The sequence below is a fragment of the Sporosarcina sp. SAFN-015 genome, assembly GCF_051966875.1.
Lineage (GTDB): Bacteria > Bacillota > Bacilli > Bacillales_A > Planococcaceae > Sporosarcina.
The window spans coordinates 102,493-119,922 of the sequence record NZ_JBQCKP010000006.1 but is presented as its reverse complement, the minus strand read 5'-3'; the positions used below and the strand labels follow the sequence as shown (position 1 = coordinate 119,922).

Below are 17,430 nucleotides of genomic sequence, written 5' to 3'. Positions count from 1 at the left end.
ATGACGATAATACAGCCGGTTTTGACCGATACGATATTAAACCTAATGGACGATATACTAGCTCGCGGGAAAGTAAAGATTGACGGCGTGTATAAGGATTACGAAATCTTTAAGTCCGTTCAAGACGGTAATACATTGCGAAAATATATCTACCTACAATCGGAAGAAGGTTTGGTGCAAGAGGCGCAACTGCTTAGTACGGGCGGCGACATTCTTGCTACTAAGCCTTTTTCTATTAGTAAACAAGACGACGGTTTAATCCTCGCGTTTGAATTTAGCTTAACGATACAGGAGGGATAATTTTGACGAAATATACGCCGATTGATTGGAAAGACGAAATCGTAGACGCGAACGGAAATGTCGTGCAAAAGGGAACGCCATTATCTGCGGAGAATTTAAGGAGAATAGACGATGGGATCGTTGCAGTTGCTACGCAGTTGGCGGATACTGCTCCACAATTAAAGAACGCACCTTACATCTATCAAGCTATGGGAATGGCTTTCGATTCGAATGATCCTACTTTGGTCGATCATGATACACACGCTTCATGGCCTTACTCAAATGTTCATTGGGATGCAAAAATAAATAAAGTAGTTGTGTTTTATACAATCAAACCAACGCATGCTTTAACAAATGTACGGCTGATGATGCGACATATGGATGTAAATTACAACTTTACTGAACCAAAAGTAATTGCTGATGGCAGAAAAGAAAATCTAGCTTTGCGTTCGCAGGGTAGTTGTATTTTACCTAATGGAGATTACTGTGTATTTGTATCACGCATGGACAATACAACACAAGTTCAACTAGGTTGTGATATGTACATTAGTTCGGATAGTGGAAAAACATGGACAATTAGAGAGATCGGTCTTTATGGAAACCCGATAAAAGGTCAATGGGGGGATATCAATGGTGCAATCGTAACGAAGACGGGACGAATTATCACATATTTATGTGAATATCAAACGACAATCGCCCGTTTTCTCTATAGCGATGATAATGGTGTTAATTGGTATTGGTCAGAATGGGAAGGCGGCAGTACGTACTACAACTATAGTGAGCCTGCCTTTCTGCAACTAAGCAATGGTACGATTATCTGTTATTTAAGACCGAATAGCGGTGGACAACCGTTGGATGCAATACCGGAAAAAGCTATCTTTACAAAATCAACAGACGGTGGACTAACGTGGTCAAAACCAATCCAATCTAAATCAATCACTGATTTCACTCAAGGGAACGGACAATTATTATTAGATAAAGAAGCAGGTCGTGTGGAATTCCTGTATTACTCACGTCATAAAAAGTTAGACGATATGTCTAGTATTTATCAAAGTATTGCTTCTGAATCTGATGCGGAAAATGATAATTTCGGTGAACCAAACCGTATCATCAGATTTAACCGCACAGATTCTTACGATGGAAAAATCGGAGATGGCGGCTATGTAGGTGCGTGTTACTTGCCTGATAAAAGAGTGGTCGGTTTTTATTACACTGGGGATAAAGTAAAAGCCAACATTTGTTACTTTGTTGGTAAAAAAGGTACTAAAGAAAATATTGATTACACGATCGAAGAAAGATACGGCACAGTCACTAAATTTTCTAAAGAAAATGATGTAAATAAGAAATTAGAGGCGGTAGACATATTCAAAGAAAATTTACTGCCTTTAGATTCTGCATCGTGGGATCAGGGAGCGTTGTGGGGTGTTGTTGGTGGGAAGGAAAACCCTCAACCCTTACCGAACAGAATAAGGCTCAAAGGCGGCTTGAGTATAAAAGGAAATACCTCTTACTCCTTAACTAATCTAAATACAGCGTACAGAGTATCAATAAGACAATATGATAAAGACGGATTCATCATTGCAATTACCGGTTGGGTAGATACTTTAACATTCAAAACCGAACCCAATGCGGTAAGACTCGGTTTTCTGATATCTAAATCAAACGATTCAGATTTAACGCCCGCCGACATAACTAACGCCAATATTATATTTTCTTCTATTGATATTGAAGAAAAAATAAAGTCTATTAAATTAGATATTAATAATCTATACGCATCGAAAGAAAATATCGTCCCTCTAAACCAAAGGTGGGAGCAAGGGTCGTTCGGCGGCGGCGGTGTAGGTCAAACGGAAACTTTAGTTGATGCCGCAAACAGAATAAGAACTGGCGGTTTTATACAAGTAATAGGTAGCACAAATTACGAGTTAACTTTTACTAATCCGTCATACCAAGTAGGCTTGAGACAGTATGATAAAAACAATGTTTTGGTGTCCGATAGCGGGTGGCAGAGCACTAATTATCAATTTGTGACAAATAAAAATGCTGTTAGAATTAAATTAGTTGTTAGAAAGGCTGATAATTCTAATCTTGTTCCTTCTGAATCAAGTTCATTTAACCTATCTATTAAAGGAGCAACTCCTTATAGTTTAAAACCTACTTTTATCTTTGACGAGGGTAGAGAGAAGAAATGGATTACAGGTGGATGGGTAGAAGGAACAGCGGTAGGGGCTGGGACGGCGACTAAAAATACGGATAGTCTTCAAGCTTCCTTCAATCTCGGTGATGGTGTAGCCGGGAAACAAGGTTTTATTACTGCGAGTCCAATCGACATTACTAATATAAGTGAAATATATGCTACTGCTGTAATCTCCAATATAACGGGTTCTGCAAAGGCAAATATTACGATATACAACAAAAGTAATCCGACAAGTTCATCTGATGGTCGTTTGGCGTATATAGAGTATGGAAATGTCGGGATTAATAATATGGTTATCGACGTAAGTGCTTTATCAGGAAATGTTTATATTGCGGTTGGAGGGGGCAAGCCTTTGAGTGGGTCGGGGCAAGTTGATGTTAAGTTTTATGAAATTTGGTATTAACGGAATTTAAGAGTTCGAGAAACTCTTATGATACAATTAAACTATCATTTTTTTGTCGAAAAGGAGAGCTTCATAATGATTGGGAGATTGTATCATAAGGCGAAACAATTAAAATTTAAAAGTGCTTATTTACCTAAATCCTTGTATTATTCACTTAGGTATCGTATGAGTGGGTTCCCTATTTATACTCACTGGAAAAGCAATTTTGTGGCTGATCGTAGTTCAATTATTAAAATAAAAAACCATTTGATTATTGGGCATTTGTATGGACTTTTATGTCGTCAACCTGCGTATGTAGAAGTGAAAAGTGGAGCAACGTTAGAAATAGATGGAAAAGCAGAGCTTGGGAAAGGCACTGTAATCATTGTAAACAATAATGCAAATCTATATATTGGAGATAACACATATATTGCTGGTGACAGTAAAATATATGCTGTTAAAGAAATTCGGATTGGATCAGATTGTGCATTATCGTGGGGATTAACAATAATAGATTCGGATTTTCATACGTTGCTCCCTGATCAGAAGGAAAAAGTGAACTCAATATCTATTGGTAATCACGTTTGGATAGGCTGTAATGTTACAGTTTTAAAGGGTGTGACTATTGGAGATAATTCTGTAGTTGCTGCTAATTCTGTTGTGAATAAAGATGTGCCACCTAATACATTAGTAGGTGGTAGTCCAGCCGAAGTAATAAAAACGGATGTAGATTGGGAGCTATAGTACGGACTGGGTAGCTTTAATAACAGTGAAATTCTAAGAGATGTAGGCTGAATAAAGAAATATCTTTATAATATCTTCCTATTGCAAGTTTTATGGTACTATTAAAATAGTTTCAATCTTGTGATAGGAGGATTTATATGGATATCGTTTGTATAATTCCGGCGCGTTATAACTCTTCGCGTTTTAAAGGAAAACCCTTAGCTGATATATGCGGCAAACCAATGATATGGTGGGTTTATAATCAAGCGAAAAAAGTAAAAGAATTTAGTGAAGTATATGTTGCGACTGATAATGACGAAATTGAAAAAGTTTGTCAGGAACTTGGTATTAATACTGTTATGACTTCTAACAATCATCCGACAAGCACACAAAGAGTAAATGAAGTTTCCAAGAAAATTCAAGCTGATTTATATGTGGTTATTAATGGGGACGAGCCGCTGATACAACCAGATACGATCAAAGCTATTATTCCTGAAACATTTGAAAACAATCGTCTATATGTTGCTAATTTAATGACAAAAATCAAATCACAAGAAGAGGTGGAGGATAATACAAATATAAAGGTTGTAACTGATCATGAAGATTATGCGTTGTATTTTTCAAGAAATCCTATACCATTTAGAAAAAACGGGATTGAAATTGAAATTGACTATTACAAGCATTTAGGTGTTCTTGTTTACAATGCAGAGGCACTTGAGTTTTTCGCTAATACCCCAAAGGGGAACAACGAATTAGTCGAAGATGTCAATGAATTAAGGTTTGTGGAGCATGGGCAAAAGATTAAGATGATCGAAGTTGAATCAGATACTTTATCTGTTGATGTGCCCAATGATTTAGAAGTAGTGAAAAACATTATAGAAGAAAGAATTAAAGCAGGAATGGCACATTCAATGTAAAAAAGTGAACGAAAGGAGAAGAGTGTAATGATTAAATCTAAGGACTTAATAGTAAAACTTGCAATAAAAAATCTTCAACTTGAAGCAAGAGAAAAGGCATTGTTGAATATCCTTGCTGAAAAAGAAATTATTGACCTTGAAAGTTACTACCAGACTGTAGAAAGCAGCTATCTTAACGGTGAATCAATAAAGGAACCGTATAAGGAACTACTAGAACTAAGTGAAGAAGAATTCCAAGCGATAGACCTCTTAAATAAATCTTAAAAAGCATCCTGCTTGGGTGCTTTTTCTTATTGCACTATAGACACAGTAGGAACAAACTGTGTAGTAACGAAAAACAACAACGCACATACAAGGACGCCCTAACCGGCGTTCTTTTTTGCGTACAAATTTAACGAAAGGGTGGTTGTTTTGCAAATTAAACCGTACACGAAAACGGAATGGCGCGACCACATTATCGATATTATTTCGGGCAATGTCGTCCAAGAAGGCACTCGGTTCACGGCACAGCGCGCCAATAATATCGAAGACGGAATTTTCAACATGTACTTGCTACTCGAATATTACCGCGATCAACTCCAAAAGCAACAGGTGCAAATCGATATGTTCGGACGTGCACCCGCAAATAACGGTACATTCTTCGACACACTCGACGGAGGAAATTCGAAGCAATTGACGCGCCTAACAAGCGAAGCGGTGGCGCAAGCGGCGGTAACTGCTGGCGCAACAACGATTAAGGTCGACACTGTACCGTTCTCAGTCGGAGAAAATGTTACGATTTTCGACGATGTATCGCAGGAAACGGTTAAAGTGATTGCAATTGCGAGCGAGCAGTTGACGGTTAGCGCGCTGACTAACGCTTATAAGAAGGGCGCAAGAATAAGTCGGTCAAATTCCGTAGCAGATACGGCTAGGCAACGTCTATTGTTCGGCGCGTGGGGCAATTATAACGTCGCCATAACGGAGGTGGTGTGAGATGGCGAAGTATCGCTACAGTAAATACACAATCAAAACAACGCCGCTATGGTCGGCGGTGAAAAACGAAAACGTAATAAGGAGTTTTAGTCAACTTGGTAATTATACCGTTTATTCCTCGGATAGTATCAGAACCGATGGCAGGTATACATTGTTAACCCCTGTAACGAGGCATGGCGAACAATTAGGCGGTTATCGCACAGAGTTAGTCAACACGTCAACAGAAACATCATTTGTTATTTTGAATAACGGACAGATAGAAGGGAATCAAGTTATATATTACGATTCTCAAAAACGCATCAAAACTCTACTAAGTGAATCTAAATCAGCCGGAACTTTAGTAGGAACCGTTACCGCAGAAGACGGCACTTACCCCGCGAACGGGGAGCATGACGACGGTTACTGGTACGTTCGCGGTTCACAAGTCAATAACGTACCCACAGTTACCTTATATACCGCAGACAGCCGTACCATACTAGAAAATGAGGCAATAAACATCTCGGGAACCGTAGTGGATGCAGACGCAGGTAACGTCGTAACCGTACGTTACAGGATTAACGATGGCACAGTCCGCGCATTAACTTCTAATATTTCTACCGGCGCAGTGGTCTCGTTCAGTAAAGTTTTAAAGTATAATTCGGGATCGTTATTTGACGGCTCCACAACCGTAGTCGCGTCACTCGCCGAAAACGTCTCACACACCTTGCGCGTATGGGCGGAGGACGATCAAGGCGGTAAGTCCACGGAACAAGTTAGGACGTTTAAAGTAATTGCTAACCGTCCGCCGGATATTACGTTCAAGCCTTTCGCGCAACCTAGCGATTTACTTAATACGGACAAAGTAACGGTTAGCGGGTCGGTAAGTGATCCGGACGGCAACCTTGTTCGAGTTCGCTATCGAATCGCTGACGGCGCATATACGGAAATATATAACGGACCTACTGGCGGGTCTTTTTCATTTGACATCGGACTAGCGCTACTCGCGGAGGGTCCGAACGCATTAACAGTACAAGCTATCGACAGCTTCGGCGCAACAACGACGAAGACGTTAAACGTAACGAAGTCTGCGCCGACAGTACCGCTCAAATCGTCCGTCACGCGCTATAAACTTACGCCACCGAACGGAAGCGCAAAAGGCGTTCTGCTATGGGTCGAGCGCGACGCAGACGGCATCGAATTAAGCGCGGAAATCAGCATGACGGCGCCAGGCGAGGCGGAAAGTTTCACGCCCATGACGAAGACTGTTACGGCATATGTAACGGACGGCATCGAAGAGGACGAGTTTACGTACGACGCGGCAGAAGCAAAGGAGAACATCGTTATCCAACTGACACAGACGCGCACAGACACGGCAAAAGACGTAGGAATCACGTTAATTTCGGGGGTGTTGTCGTAATGACAATCATGCGGAGAAGGCGGCTGCCGGACGGTAGTTTCGGCGAGCTGGAAAAGGTATTTGTCGGAGAAACAGACGCGGAAAAGATTGCACGACTAGAGGCGGAAAACGCATCGCTCGCCCTCGCCAATATCGAAAAAGATATACGGCTGGAAACGGTCGAAGAGTTACAGGCGGAAATGTTACTTATTTTACTAGACGGAGGTGCGACGAATGAATAACGTATGGTATAACGCAGCAAAGGCGTACTATCCTCGCTTTTACACGAAGGATGACGTTAAGAAATTCGTAGTTGCGAACAAGATTACCCCGGAACAATACGAAGAAATCACCGGCGATAAATACGAGGTGGCCGCATAATGGAAATTACAATCGGTTTAATCAGCGCACTTGTCGGCATGGCCCTCGGCTACGTCGGCTTTTTGCGCACACGTGACAAGGACGTTAAAGCGAGCGCAGCCGAGTCCGCAATCGTTACGACCAAGCTCGACAGCATCGGGCAGGACGTGCGCTCTATACGCGTCGATCTAAAGGTGAACGAACAGACAATCGCAGGCGTATCGGAGCGTATCATACGCGTCGAGGAAGGCGTAAAGCAGGCGCAGGAAGGCGTAAAGGCCGTCAATGAGCGCGTGGATAAGTTAGGGGGCGTATGATATGCGCCTACAAATCGTAAGGCAACCGCGCAAGCCGAAGAAGCCGACGGAGTTCTCGAAAAAGCTACTCTACGTAATATTCGGCGTGACGGGCGTAATCATCGCGTTCACGCTTGCAATTATATGGCGGACGGGCGACACTAGTCCGCTCGCTTATTTAATTCCGTCAGTATTCGCAGAGGTTGCGACGGCAACGGGCTTTTATTACTGGAAGGCGCGCAAGGAGAATGAAATTAAATTACGGAGCGTGTACGGCGATGATGCCGTTAGCGCTACGGAAGGGGACGATATACTATGACGAACTTTAAACGCAAACTGGCGTCAAGAAAGTTTTGGGCGATGGTCGCAGGTTTTGTAGGCTCGCTATTAGTCGCGTTTAATGTCGGCGAAAATGACATCGCGCAAGTGGCGGCCATTATTACGAGCTTCGGCGCAATTGCCGTCTATATTTTGCAGGAAGGTGCAATCGATAAGGCGGCGGTCGACAACGAAGAAAAGGCGGAGGATTAACGATGTTCATTCGTCCAAGCGCCGGCCGTCTGACATCACCATTCGGTATGCGCACACATCCGGTAACGGGCAAGCCTACGACAATGCATTGGGGCGTAGACTTCGGACGCGACGCCGGTACACGCATAGTTGCGGCGGCTGACGGCAAAGTAACCTACGCAAAATCGACGAATGGCTACGGCAATACCGTAATGATCGAGCATGTTATCGCCGGCAAGCTGTATACGACGGTCTATGCGCATCTTGCGTCGTTCAATGTACGCGTTGGTCAATACGTTAAAGCAGGTGCAACTATCGCGGTGATGGGGACGACTGGCGTCAGTACTGGCGTTCACTTGCACTTCGAAGTTCATACTGGCGCGTGGAATAATCGCTTTACTAACGCAGTTGATCCGATGCTTTATATCGTTGACCCTGCGGTAAAAGCGTTACAAGCGTTATTAGTTGCGGCGGGCTACGCAGTTAAAGTCGACGGCATTGCGGGGCCAGCGACGGCGGAGGCGATTAAAGCGTTCCAACGCGCCGTAGGACTTGCGGTAGACGGCGTGGCGGGCGCTAAGACTTTGGCTGCGCTAAAGCGCGCTAAACAGGCGCAAGGCAACGCAGGAACGACGCAAAAGGAGGCGGACTACTTGGCGGAGAAACTACCGGCAACACAACAGGCGGACATGCGCAAGTTACTACAGCGCGCATTCGACGAGAAAGTATTCAGCGTGAATCACACGGCGAAAGTAAGCACAATGACGCGCGGCGAAGCGCTGGACCTACTGATTAGTTACAACGCGCGAAAGAAATAAACAAGGCGACCTACTCCGTTTAATTACGGGGCGGGTCGCCTTTTTGCGTTTGACTAGGCACTTGCACTACGAATACGCGTTCGCTATAATTGTCTGAAAGGAGGTCGCTTCTATGCCGTTCATTTCCGATGAATCTCTACAACATTTCGAGAACGCGATATACTTGCCGATGCTACTTACGATACTTGCGCGTGATCGAGAAGCCGTCGAACGTAGCGCACTCAAATTCCAAGCGCCTTATTTGCGTCTGATTGACGCCGCAATAGACGCAGTACAGCGCGACAATAAAGTGACTGCCGACTATATGCGTGCAAACAAGTTACGGCTGGAACGCGGCAAAGTTGGCGATACGTTTACGAAATACATATTTTATCACGGCGGCTATACGGACGAGCGCAGCTATTTGAATGCTAGGCTGAAAAACCGTTCGGAGGAGTTACTCGAAATCTACTTATCGCGCGGATCAATCTAGGTTCCAGCGGTACGTTTCCGTATCGACGCATTCCGGCGTAATAGGCTTCGAGAATAGTTTAGGACGCTTCTTCGGGCCTTCGATAAATGCGACGAACTTATCGTTCCACGTCTCCTTGTACGGATTCTGATGATTGACATATTTCATTAGTTTCTTCATTTCAGCAATCGTGATTTCATCGAAGTGCATTCTATTATTCTGAAATCGGATAAGGCGTTGAAGTACGCCAACATGCTTAATCGTTTTTTCGAGCACTAATCCTACGGCGCGGGAGTCCGAAATGCCAAGCATATCCGCATACATATCTACGTCATGGTAGCCGTCTTGCGTAAAGCGGATGCTAATGCGTTCTGTAGGTCCTACTAGCGGCACGTCTTTCAAGGACGGATTGTCGGCATGGCTTCGGTAGACCGAGTTCTCGAATCTTAAATCGTCCTTCTGAAAATACCTCGCAAACCACTCTACAATCTCACGCTCACTTGTACCGTAGTTAAACAATAAGTCGCATGTTTTTGATATAGGTTGATCGATTATATATGATAGTCTTTCAATTTGTTCTTTTAATGTTCTGGATATAGTAGGCTGTACGTGCACTTTATCATCAATCGACGACTTGCGTTCAGCTTTTTTCTTTTTCCAAAACAACTATCGCCCTCATTTCGCTATATTTGCCCGTATCTGTGGCAGAAAACGGACTTATTTTAGCTTATGGCGTTAATCCGACGAATATTCAACGCAAACTCAACGTAGTATGTTTTACGAGCGTTAAACTGACGTAAAACGGACGCAGCCTAAAATCGTCGTTTTGTTATACGCTCGTATAACGAAAAGGAGGCGCATTTCATGTCAAAGTTGATTCTCGGAATCGATCCGGGGAATTATCGCGGCAAGACGGCGGGGCCTTACGGTGTGGATTCGTATAGGACGGCAATTTGCGATTGGTTCGAGCGCAACATCGAGGAAGATTTCGGCGAAGACGATATGGAGTTCGCGTATGAGGGACGCAAAGGTTACGCAGGCACGCTCGCAAGCTACGAGGACCAATTCGGCGGCGGCGCTATGTACGGCGACAGCAAGGCGCATGATGATACGTTGATACGCGTACTGCTCGCAATCTATCGCTACACACAAAAATACTGCCCCGGCTACGAGCGTTTTGACATCGTAGTGGGGCAGCCGATTATTTCGCACAAGAAGTCGGAGAAGACGAAGCTGGAATTACTATTGCGCGGCACTCACGTTATTACGGTCAACGGGCGCCAGTTTACGTACATTATTGATCGCGTCGGCGTCGCGGCGGAAGGCTCGGGCGCATTCATGGCGGCACCGCGCGAAGGGGTGTTTCGCATCATAGACGTAGGCAGCGGCACGGTCAACTGTGCAACGATAAGCGACCACCGACACATCAACACGGCGTCGGCTACGTTCAATTACGGCGTCGAAACCACGGGCGGGCGCGCTAATATCGACGCTATTGCGCGGGCAGTCGTACGCTCAACTACGCAGCTTAAATGGCGGCAGGCGGACAATGTACTAGTTTGCGGCGGTATCGCGTCTGACTTACTGCCGTTGCTTACGGAGCATTATACGGAAGTTACGCCGTTAATACCGCAGCTTAACGCGCACAACGGTATGCAGATTCACCTACCGACATTTGCGAATGCGGTCGGTTTCTACGAAATCGCAAGGTTGACGTATGGATGAATGCGAAAGAAAATAGGTCGATTAAAGGCGTCTCATTTTCGCACGACAACGACTACGAAGCCGAGCTATACGCGTTTGCGACCGATCCTGCACGCGGCAAGTTCAGTCACTACGTTAAGCGTCTGATTGACCGCGACCGCGCAAGCTTGGCGCAACCTGCCTTAAATACGACGCCAGCGCCTGTCGTAGCCGACGCTATAACCGCGCAGCCAGCCACAAGGGTCGGCAAGACTATCGCAAAGTCGTTCCTTTAGCGGAACTTGACGTTACCTCGCGGCTTATTGCGCTTGCCCGTTAGCGATTCGATAGGCGACGCCTTGTCGTGCACTTCCTGTAGGTCGGCGCTGGCATATCGTACGTACTTTTGCGTCATCGAAATGTCCGTATGTCCGAGTATTTTCATTAGCGCAAAAGGGTCGCCACCGTTACGCAGGAACTTGATTGCGAAATAATGTCGGAAGGTATGCGGACTTACGCGTGCTTTTATCGGCACAAGCGACCGGCGCGCGTATTTCTTTAGGTTCTTCGCAAAGTTGTCGCCGATAAGCTGATCGCCGTATTGCGTTAGAAAAACGAACTCCTCACTGTTCGGGTCGTCGATGCCGATGTAATCGAATAGCTCGCGCAATAAATCCGCAGTCGTCCGGCTGATTGGTACGATGCGCGCCTTGCGATTCTTCGTAATTTCCGCGCGCAAGATGATTTGGCGGTAGACTAAATCGAAGTCATTGCGCACTAGCGCCGTCATTTCTCCGACACGCATGCCGGTGTCCGCAATCAGCGCCATCAACGTATAGTCGCGCAGTCCCGTGTAGGTACGACGACGTGGCGCGGCAAGTAGCGACTCTATTTCAGCGTCCGTGAATATTTCGAATGTGTCGACGTCCTCCGTCTGCAAGCCGACCTGTTGCGCAGGGCTGGCGTTGATTAGGCGCTTCTTGACGGCCCAATTGTAGAATACGCGCAAGACGCGCAAGGCGTTGTTTACAGTGCGCGCCGACACGCCTACGACGTCGGAATGGTTCGTAGGATGGTCGTCCCACTTCGTCTTCTCAAACGTCAGCCAGCGTACATAGGCACGCACGCAATCGTCTTCTGCGCCAGTATAGCCGTTGTCTGCGCAATACTTTCCGAAGTGGCAGAGTGTCTGCCGGTAAGTCTTGATCGTCTTCTCGCTGCGCTTTTGCAGGCGCTTGTCGTCGATGAATAGTTCGACTGTTTGTTCGTAATTGAATTTCCGTTGGAGTTCGAGGTTTTCCTTCCGTTTAAATTCGAATTTCCTCATAAGTTAGCACGTCTCCTACTGCGATAAATTTACGTCTGTTTGTCCGCTGAATTGTCAAGTGATTGCCGAAAGTTTGTCAGAATGAATTGCCGGATATTGCAGAGAAATATAAAACAACCCCATCTCGTGTCGAGCGTGCAATTCGGCATGCAATTGAAGTTGCGTGGAACCGGGGGAATTACGACGTCATTTCAAAAACATTCGGCTATACAGTCCATCATTTGAAAAGCAAGCCTACCAATAGTGAATTCATTGCAATGATTGCAGATAAAATACGTTTAGAGCATGTAGCAAGTTAATTGGTATCATTGAATAATTTCCTTTTCCGACACCGCGATTTCAGCGGTGTTTCTTTTTTAACAATGCATTGTGGAAATATTGTTTTAACTTTATAATGGAAAGGATGAGTTGAATAGTAAATGGGGTGTTGAATTGTTAGTTCAAAATGATTTTTTTAATTTATATGTAACGGGTGAAGATGTATTAATCGACTTGAATAAAACCGGATTTCCTTTAAAATCATTTGACATGATTATCAATCAAAACCCAAGAGTCAAAATCAGCTCTTTTCCTGCGTTGAGAAAAGCTTTGACGGAAGTTGGGAATGGACATAAAATTGGACATTATTTACCTCTTATCGACGTTATCGTATCACCTGACAAGATGAAAGCAGAAGTCATCATTAATATGACAATAACTGAATTTCAATCTGAGAAGCACCAACTGCTTCACCTTATAAAAAAAACATTGGAGGACAACGGCATCGTCTTTGGTAAGATAGACTTGAGAGAAGATGATCTTTTTCCAGGGGTTGCCATCCTGGCTGCAGTCGGGCGGGAGCCAGAGAAAGGCGCAGATGCCCAAATTACATATATAGAGAAACCGGAAAAGAGGCCGGTCATACGTGAAGACGGCCTGGCGGATTACTACGAAATGAATTTTGTTACTCATGTTGAAGAAGGTGACTGGTTAGGCGAAAAAATACCGCCTGCAGATGGGAAACCTGGAAAGGACATATTTGGAGACGCGGTTGATGCGATACGAGGCAGTGACGAGAAGCTTCGGTATGACCGGAAATCCGTTGTTGAAGTTGAGGAGCAGGAGAAAGTCGTTCTTCGTGCCCTTTTCGGCGGTGCGCTTGAATTCGTAGACGATTACGTGAGCGTTGGAAGACATTTGATTATCAATGGGGATGTCGGCCATGAAACGGGATCGATTACGTTTGATGGCGCTGTCACCGTATATGGTACGGTGATGGCAGGATTCTCTGTAAATGCAACAGGAGATATTTCCATTGAAGGGAACGAAGGCGTGACGAATGCCAAGGAGATCTGTTCTTCGGAAGGAGATCTGTATATTAAAGGCGGCGTTTTCGGAGGAGATATATCCCTCATTGAAGCAAGTGGAGATATTTTCATCAAACACGCAAATAATTGCAAGATCTTTGCGAAAAACATAAATGTCGGCTTATATATATTGGGTTCTGATGTAGTTGGTGAAACTGTTACCGTTGATAAAAACAGAGGGAAAATAATCGGAGGCCGAATTGAAGCTCTTTTCAAGATTGAATGCGGATTTGCGGGCAATGCCCATGAAAGAACAACCCATTTGTACGCAAAAGGGATTGATAAAGATTTAATTTATCAAGAGATTCAACAAATGGCTTTGGAACTGAAAGAGCTGCAAAAAACGTCTCAGCATCTCGAAACCCAATTAACAGTAATTGGTAGCCAGCAATCTAAACAACTAGAAGGAGAGCAAGCGGACGCATACACAAAACTGAAAATGACACTAAAAGCAAGCAGGGATAAAATGTTTGACCTTGATCGGGAAATACAGACTGGACTCTATAAAATAAAAACAGCAGTACCGCCGCGAATTGAAGTTGCGAAGGAAGCTTATCCAGGGGTCATCATCCAAATCGGCCAAAAATCTAGCTTGCTCAATAAAACGACAAGAGGTGTATTTGAAGTTGTCGATAACGTCCTTAATGTGTAAGCCAATCGTATTTGCTCATAGAGGTGCGTCCGGAATCTGTTTTGAAAATACGATGAGTGCATTTAAAGAGGCAGTAAGGCAAAAGGCGGACGGCATAGAACTTGATGTTCAGTTGACAGCGGATGGTGTTCCTGTAGTTCTTCACGATGTTGATCTATATAGGATTGCAGGAATACGAAAAAGGGTTTCATCCATTCACTCAAGTGAGCTAGCTGGCGTGAAAGTTGGCGGGAAATTGTTCAGGCGCTTCATGGGGCATCGTATACCATCATTAAGGGAAGCTGTTACATTCTGCGAATTGAACCGCTTAGCCTTAAACATCGAGTTAAAGGAGACGGTTTCGGAAAGGCCAGAAAATTTGAGGGCGATCATCGATATGGCCATTATGTTGGATAACGTCCATATATCATCATTCGATTCCGAAATACTTAAAAATGTAAAAGCTATGGAGCCTACTATCGAAACAGCTTTGCTCGTCAAAAGAAAAACGACAGAATGGAACCGATTGGAGAACTACTATTATGTGGACGGGTTCAATTTTCATAAACGACTATTGAAGGAACCATATAGCAGCGCTCTAATTGCAAGCGGAAAAAAATTACGAGTCTATGGCATGACCGGCAAGGAAGCAATCGCTGCCCAACCACCTTCCTACATCAGCGGCTGGATCACAGACTACCCTGGCAGGTTTAAATGAAAAAGACATCGGCGAAAATTAGCCGATGTCTTTTTAATTTTACTAGAACTATTACTTGAAACGCTCTTGAACTCGTCCCTTCCGGCGATCGCGACGTAGGAGGAAACCTGCAAAAAATGCAAGACCTGCGCCGAACATGAGAAAGCCGACCGTAAATTGGAGCCAGATGAAAGGAAACGGGCTGAATTGGATTCCGAATAGAGAATCACGCATAAGCTTAATGCCACCAGCGGTGATAAGTATTGGAATCAACAGAACGATAAAAGCCGCCATACGTGCCATAATATCAATCTCCTTACTAAAATTAATTTTACCCGCTCAACAATTATTGTCAAGGACAGTACAATCGTGTATGATGAATATAGATTTGCAAAAGATTGCATGGTGCTAAAAGGAGATTGAATATCCTTGCAAAATGTACTCATTATTGGAGCAGGATCCGGAGGCACGAAAATACTGAGCCTGCTGTTAAACTCAAATTTCATGAATGTGTCGGCAATTGTCGATATTGATGAACAGGCACCAGGACTTGTAATCGCCAAGAAACTAGGAATCTCGCACGGCTCCGATTGGAAGCGGTTCTTGACAGATGAAGTCCATATCGTTTTTGATGTAACAGGGGATAAAGCAGTTTTTGATGAATTGATGAAAAGCATTCAAATGCATACGTTATTGATTCCTGGTTCAGTGGCGAATCTACTCGTAGGCCTCTTGAATGAAAATGATCAAATCATCCGGAAAATTCAAACGGAAATGGATAGGCAACAACTCATTTTTAATTCAATTGATGAAGGCATGATTGGGATTGATCGTGAGGGTAATATTGATTTTATTAATGAAAGCGCTTGCACGATGTTGGAAGTTTCTGATTTTGATGCAATCGGCAAATCAATTTTTGAAATCATACCAGATAGCAAATTGGTCAGAGTCCTTGCATCAGGGATGCCCGAAGTGAATGACGAGTTGATTTTGCCGAACGGAGTAAAAATTGTAAGCTCCCGTTATCCGCTCATTTCCGCAGATGGGAAAACATTCGGCGCGTTTGCGGTATTCAAGGATGTGTCGGAAGTTGTCAAACTTGCGGAAGAAATTACCGATTTGAAATCAGTTAAGACGATGTTAGAAGCGATCATCCATTCAAGTGATGACGCAATATCAGTTGTAGATGAAAAGGGAAATGGCATACTTGTCAATCCTGCGTACACCCGCATAACTGGCCTATCTGAAGATGAAGTGATCGGGAAACCGGCTACAGTCGATATTAATGAGGGCGAAAGTATCCATATGAAAGTATTGAAGACGAAACAGCCAGTCCGAGGAGTCAATATGCGGATCGGGGAAGACAACCGGGATGTCATCGTAAATGTCGCTCCTATCGTTGTCAATCAGCAAGTGAAGGGCAGTATTGGCGTTATCCATGACATTACAGAAATGCGCAGTCTAATGAAAGAGCTTGACTGGGCAAGGCAAACAATTAGGAAATTGGAGTCGACTTGTACATTTGATGATATACATGGAAGCTCATCGGATATCAGTCTTGCAATTGATCAGGCGAAGATTGCTTCGAAATCAGATGTTCCTGTAATTTTACGCGGAGAAGCGGGGTCAGGGAAAGAATTGTTCGCAAACGCAATCCATAGCGGAAGTAATAGGAAGTCAAGCAAGTTCATCCGATTGAATTGCAGTGCAATCGACCCGGCTGTAATGGAAAAGGAAATATTCGGGGACGCGGGTATGCAGGATACGAGTTCATTGATAAGGACCGGATTGTTGGAAGAGGTTGGAAGTGGAACTCTCTTTTTGGATGAAGTGACTGATTTGCCTTTATCCGTACAATCTCGGCTTCTCGATTATTTGCAACATGCAATGGCTCGGATGGACGGTCAACACTCTTTAACAACAGCACGAATTATAGTTGCAACTTCTAAAAATTTAGAGAAGGCAATCCATGATGGTACATTCAATATGGATTTATATTATATGCTGAATCGTCTATCAATCCAAATCCCATCACTACGAACGAGGAAAACAGATATCCCCGAAGTGGCCATTCACCTTTTGAAAAAGCTGAATCAGGAATTTGGCATGAATGTAGAAAGAATTTCAAGCGAAGCGATGGAGCGTCTTCAGAGTTATGAATGGCCTGGGAATGTGCGCGAACTTGAAAATGTGTTAAGCCGTGCAATGATTTATATGAAGCATGGATCCGCGGCAATCGGAGAAGAAGACATTCGAAGATCTCTTTTCACGAATGAAGTGAAGGCTGTCGAAGATGTTTTACCTGAAATAAGTACTTTAGCGGCAGTCATGGATGATTACGAACGTACCGTTTTGAAAAAAGCTTTGGATGAACACGACGGCAACAAATCATTGACCGCGAACCGACTTGGCATTTCACTTCGCTCCTTATACTACAAACTGGAAAAATACAAACTGATTTAA

General features: G+C 44.0%; 22 protein-coding genes and 1 pseudogene. 20 read left to right on the top strand and 3 right to left on the bottom strand.

The genetic code is table 11. The features are described 5' to 3' along the window. The 14 genes from ACTHPA_RS12100 (at window position 1) to ACTHPA_RS12035 (ending at window position 9,304) form a co-directional block, all read left to right on the top strand. On the top strand, window positions 1–300 hold the full coding sequence (locus ACTHPA_RS12100; protein ID WP_440500538.1) for a hypothetical protein: 300 nt from the start codon (window positions 1–3) through the stop codon (window positions 298–300). A gap of 2 nt (window positions 301–302) precedes the next feature. Beyond that, the gene (locus tag ACTHPA_RS12095) at window positions 303–2,879 is read left to right on the top strand and encodes a sialidase family protein (RefSeq protein WP_440500537.1); all 2,577 of its coding nucleotides are present in this window, start codon (window positions 303–305) and stop codon (window positions 2,877–2,879) included. 75 nt (window positions 2,880–2,954) lie between these two features. Continuing rightward, window positions 2,955–3,602 carry an acyltransferase gene (locus tag ACTHPA_RS12090; protein WP_440500536.1) on the top strand — a complete coding sequence of 216 codons (648 nt, stop codon included), beginning with the start codon at window positions 2,955–2,957 and terminating at the stop codon, window positions 3,600–3,602. A 137-nt stretch (window positions 3,603–3,739) separates the two neighbouring features. After that, window positions 3,740–4,498 carry a 3-deoxy-manno-octulosonate cytidylyltransferase gene (gene kdsB, locus ACTHPA_RS12085; protein WP_440500535.1) on the top strand — a complete coding sequence of 253 codons (759 nt, stop codon included), beginning with the start codon at window positions 3,740–3,742 and terminating at the stop codon, window positions 4,496–4,498. A 27-nt stretch (window positions 4,499–4,525) separates the two neighbouring features. Next, window positions 4,526–4,762 (top strand): hypothetical protein, encoded by a 237-nt coding sequence (locus tag ACTHPA_RS12080; RefSeq protein WP_440500534.1) that lies wholly within the window; start codon window positions 4,526–4,528, stop codon window positions 4,760–4,762. A 147-nt stretch (window positions 4,763–4,909) separates the two neighbouring features. After that, on the top strand, window positions 4,910–5,473 hold the full coding sequence (locus tag ACTHPA_RS12075; protein ID WP_440500532.1) for a hypothetical protein: 564 nt from the start codon (window positions 4,910–4,912) through the stop codon (window positions 5,471–5,473). A gap of 1 nt (window position 5,474) precedes the next feature. Then, a complete protein-coding gene (locus tag ACTHPA_RS12070) occupies window positions 5,475–6,869 on the top strand; it encodes a hypothetical protein (RefSeq protein ID WP_440500531.1) in 1,395 nt (464 codons plus the stop codon). Further along, entirely contained in the window at window positions 6,869–7,090 is a 222-nt protein-coding gene (locus tag ACTHPA_RS12065) for a hypothetical protein (RefSeq protein WP_440500529.1), read from the top strand. Before ACTHPA_RS12070 ends, ACTHPA_RS12065 begins: the two co-directional genes overlap by 1 nt. Then, window positions 7,083–7,229: an XkdX family protein gene (locus tag ACTHPA_RS12060; RefSeq protein WP_440500527.1), complete on the top strand. Its 147-nt coding sequence runs from the start codon at window positions 7,083–7,085 to the stop codon at window positions 7,227–7,229. Before ACTHPA_RS12065 ends, ACTHPA_RS12060 begins: the two co-directional genes overlap by 8 nt. Next, window positions 7,229–7,525, top strand: coding sequence for a hypothetical protein (locus ACTHPA_RS12055; RefSeq protein ID WP_440500526.1), 297 nt, complete (start codon window positions 7,229–7,231; stop codon window positions 7,523–7,525). Before ACTHPA_RS12060 ends, ACTHPA_RS12055 begins: the two co-directional genes overlap by 1 nt. A 1-nt stretch (window position 7,526) precedes the next feature. Further along, entirely contained in the window at window positions 7,527–7,823 is a 297-nt protein-coding gene (locus ACTHPA_RS12050) for a hypothetical protein (RefSeq protein ID WP_440500524.1), read from the top strand. Then, complete coding sequence (locus ACTHPA_RS12045) at window positions 7,820–8,035, top strand: hypothetical protein (RefSeq protein ID WP_440500522.1); 216 nt, start codon at window positions 7,820–7,822, stop codon at window positions 8,033–8,035. The genes ACTHPA_RS12050 and ACTHPA_RS12045 overlap by 4 nt, the downstream gene beginning before the upstream one ends. A 2-nt stretch (window positions 8,036–8,037) precedes the next feature. Then, window positions 8,038–8,832, top strand: a complete 795-nt coding sequence (locus tag ACTHPA_RS12040; protein ID WP_440500521.1) for a peptidoglycan DD-metalloendopeptidase family protein — start codon at window positions 8,038–8,040, stop codon at window positions 8,830–8,832. A gap of 112 nt (window positions 8,833–8,944) precedes the next feature. Beyond that, a complete protein-coding gene (locus ACTHPA_RS12035) occupies window positions 8,945–9,304 on the top strand; it encodes a hypothetical protein (RefSeq protein WP_440500520.1) in 360 nt (119 codons plus the stop codon). Here ACTHPA_RS12035 and ACTHPA_RS12030 read toward each other — a convergent pair. Further along, window positions 9,296–9,949 carry a hypothetical protein gene (locus ACTHPA_RS12030; RefSeq protein ID WP_440500519.1) on the bottom strand — a complete coding sequence of 218 codons (654 nt, stop codon included), beginning with the start codon at window positions 9,947–9,949 and terminating at the stop codon, window positions 9,296–9,298. The two genes, ACTHPA_RS12035 and ACTHPA_RS12030, sit on opposite strands and share 9 nt — an antisense overlap. 198 nt (window positions 9,950–10,147) lie before the next feature. Between ACTHPA_RS12030 and ACTHPA_RS12025 the strand changes: the two genes are divergently transcribed. Both ACTHPA_RS12025 and ACTHPA_RS12020 read left to right on the top strand, forming a co-directional pair. Continuing rightward, on the top strand, window positions 10,148–11,008 hold the full coding sequence (locus tag ACTHPA_RS12025; protein ID WP_440500517.1) for a ParM/StbA family protein: 861 nt from the start codon (window positions 10,148–10,150) through the stop codon (window positions 11,006–11,008). Beyond that, on the top strand, window positions 11,005–11,262 hold the full coding sequence (locus ACTHPA_RS12020) for a hypothetical protein (RefSeq protein WP_440500516.1): 258 nt from the start codon (window positions 11,005–11,007) through the stop codon (window positions 11,260–11,262). Before ACTHPA_RS12025 ends, ACTHPA_RS12020 begins: the two co-directional genes overlap by 4 nt. Here the strand turns inward: ACTHPA_RS12020 and ACTHPA_RS12015 are convergent. Then, window positions 11,259–12,293 carry a tyrosine-type recombinase/integrase gene (locus tag ACTHPA_RS12015; RefSeq protein ID WP_440500515.1) on the bottom strand — a complete coding sequence of 345 codons (1,035 nt, stop codon included), beginning with the start codon at window positions 12,291–12,293 and terminating at the stop codon, window positions 11,259–11,261. The two genes, ACTHPA_RS12020 and ACTHPA_RS12015, sit on opposite strands and share 4 nt — an antisense overlap. 89 nt (window positions 12,294–12,382) lie before the next feature. On the opposite strand from ACTHPA_RS12015, the pseudogene ACTHPA_RS12010 reads away from it, so the two are divergent. From ACTHPA_RS12010 to ACTHPA_RS12000, 3 genes and pseudogenes are all read left to right on the top strand, one after another. Beyond that, window positions 12,383–12,592: pseudogene (locus ACTHPA_RS12010) on the top strand (sporulation initiation factor Spo0A C-terminal domain-containing protein); the annotation flags it as partial. A 109-nt stretch (window positions 12,593–12,701) separates the two neighbouring features. Further along, window positions 12,702–14,291 (top strand): DUF342 domain-containing protein, encoded by a 1,590-nt coding sequence (locus tag ACTHPA_RS12005; protein WP_440500514.1) that lies wholly within the window; start codon window positions 12,702–12,704, stop codon window positions 14,289–14,291. Beyond that, window positions 14,260–14,988, top strand: a complete 729-nt coding sequence (locus tag ACTHPA_RS12000; RefSeq protein ID WP_440500513.1) for a glycerophosphodiester phosphodiesterase — start codon at window positions 14,260–14,262, stop codon at window positions 14,986–14,988. Before ACTHPA_RS12005 ends, ACTHPA_RS12000 begins: the two co-directional genes overlap by 32 nt. 51 nt (window positions 14,989–15,039) lie before the next feature. On the opposite strand, the gene ACTHPA_RS11995 is transcribed toward ACTHPA_RS12000, so the two are convergent. Continuing rightward, window positions 15,040–15,270 (bottom strand): DUF2627 domain-containing protein, encoded by a 231-nt coding sequence (locus tag ACTHPA_RS11995; protein ID WP_440500512.1) that lies wholly within the window; start codon window positions 15,268–15,270, stop codon window positions 15,040–15,042. Between the two features lie 126 nt (window positions 15,271–15,396). Between ACTHPA_RS11995 and ACTHPA_RS11990 the strand changes: the two genes are divergently transcribed. Beyond that, complete coding sequence (locus ACTHPA_RS11990) at window positions 15,397–17,430, top strand: sigma 54-interacting transcriptional regulator (protein ID WP_440500511.1); 2,034 nt, start codon at window positions 15,397–15,399, stop codon at window positions 17,428–17,430.

What these genes read in the sequence shown, in the direction of transcription:
- ACTHPA_RS12070 (WP_440500531.1), top strand. Translation starts at nt 5,475, where the DNA reads ATGGCGAAGTATCGCTACAGTAAATACACAATCAAAACAACGCCGCTA.
- ACTHPA_RS12040 (WP_440500521.1), top strand. Translation starts at nt 8,038, where the DNA reads ATGTTCATTCGTCCAAGCGCCGGCCGTCTGACATCACCATTCGGTATG.
- ACTHPA_RS12035 (WP_440500520.1), top strand. Translation starts at nt 8,945, where the DNA reads ATGCCGTTCATTTCCGATGAATCTCTACAACATTTCGAGAACGCGATA.
- ACTHPA_RS12025 (WP_440500517.1), top strand. Translation starts at nt 10,148, where the DNA reads ATGTCAAAGTTGATTCTCGGAATCGATCCGGGGAATTATCGCGGCAAG.
- ACTHPA_RS12090 (WP_440500536.1), top strand. Translation starts at nt 2,955, where the DNA reads ATGATTGGGAGATTGTATCATAAGGCGAAACAATTAAAATTTAAAAGT.
- ACTHPA_RS12055 (WP_440500526.1), top strand. Translation starts at nt 7,229, where the DNA reads ATGGAAATTACAATCGGTTTAATCAGCGCACTTGTCGGCATGGCCCTC.
- ACTHPA_RS12045 (WP_440500522.1), top strand. Translation starts at nt 7,820, where the DNA reads ATGACGAACTTTAAACGCAAACTGGCGTCAAGAAAGTTTTGGGCGATG.
- ACTHPA_RS12060 (WP_440500527.1), top strand. Translation starts at nt 7,083, where the DNA reads ATGAATAACGTATGGTATAACGCAGCAAAGGCGTACTATCCTCGCTTT.
- ACTHPA_RS12020 (WP_440500516.1), top strand. Translation starts at nt 11,005, where the DNA reads ATGAATGCGAAAGAAAATAGGTCGATTAAAGGCGTCTCATTTTCGCAC.
- kdsB (WP_440500535.1), top strand. Translation starts at nt 3,740, where the DNA reads ATGGATATCGTTTGTATAATTCCGGCGCGTTATAACTCTTCGCGTTTT.
- ACTHPA_RS12065 (WP_440500529.1), top strand. Translation starts at nt 6,869, where the DNA reads ATGACAATCATGCGGAGAAGGCGGCTGCCGGACGGTAGTTTCGGCGAG.
- ACTHPA_RS11995 (WP_440500512.1), bottom strand. Translation starts at nt 15,270, where the DNA reads ATGGCACGTATGGCGGCTTTTATCGTTCTGTTGATTCCAATACTTATC.
- ACTHPA_RS12015 (WP_440500515.1), bottom strand. Translation starts at nt 12,293, where the DNA reads ATGAGGAAATTCGAATTTAAACGGAAGGAAAACCTCGAACTCCAACGG.
- ACTHPA_RS12080 (WP_440500534.1), top strand. Translation starts at nt 4,526, where the DNA reads ATGATTAAATCTAAGGACTTAATAGTAAAACTTGCAATAAAAAATCTT.
- ACTHPA_RS12100 (WP_440500538.1), top strand. Translation starts at nt 1, where the DNA reads ATGACGATAATACAGCCGGTTTTGACCGATACGATATTAAACCTAATG.
- ACTHPA_RS12050 (WP_440500524.1), top strand. Translation starts at nt 7,527, where the DNA reads ATGCGCCTACAAATCGTAAGGCAACCGCGCAAGCCGAAGAAGCCGACG.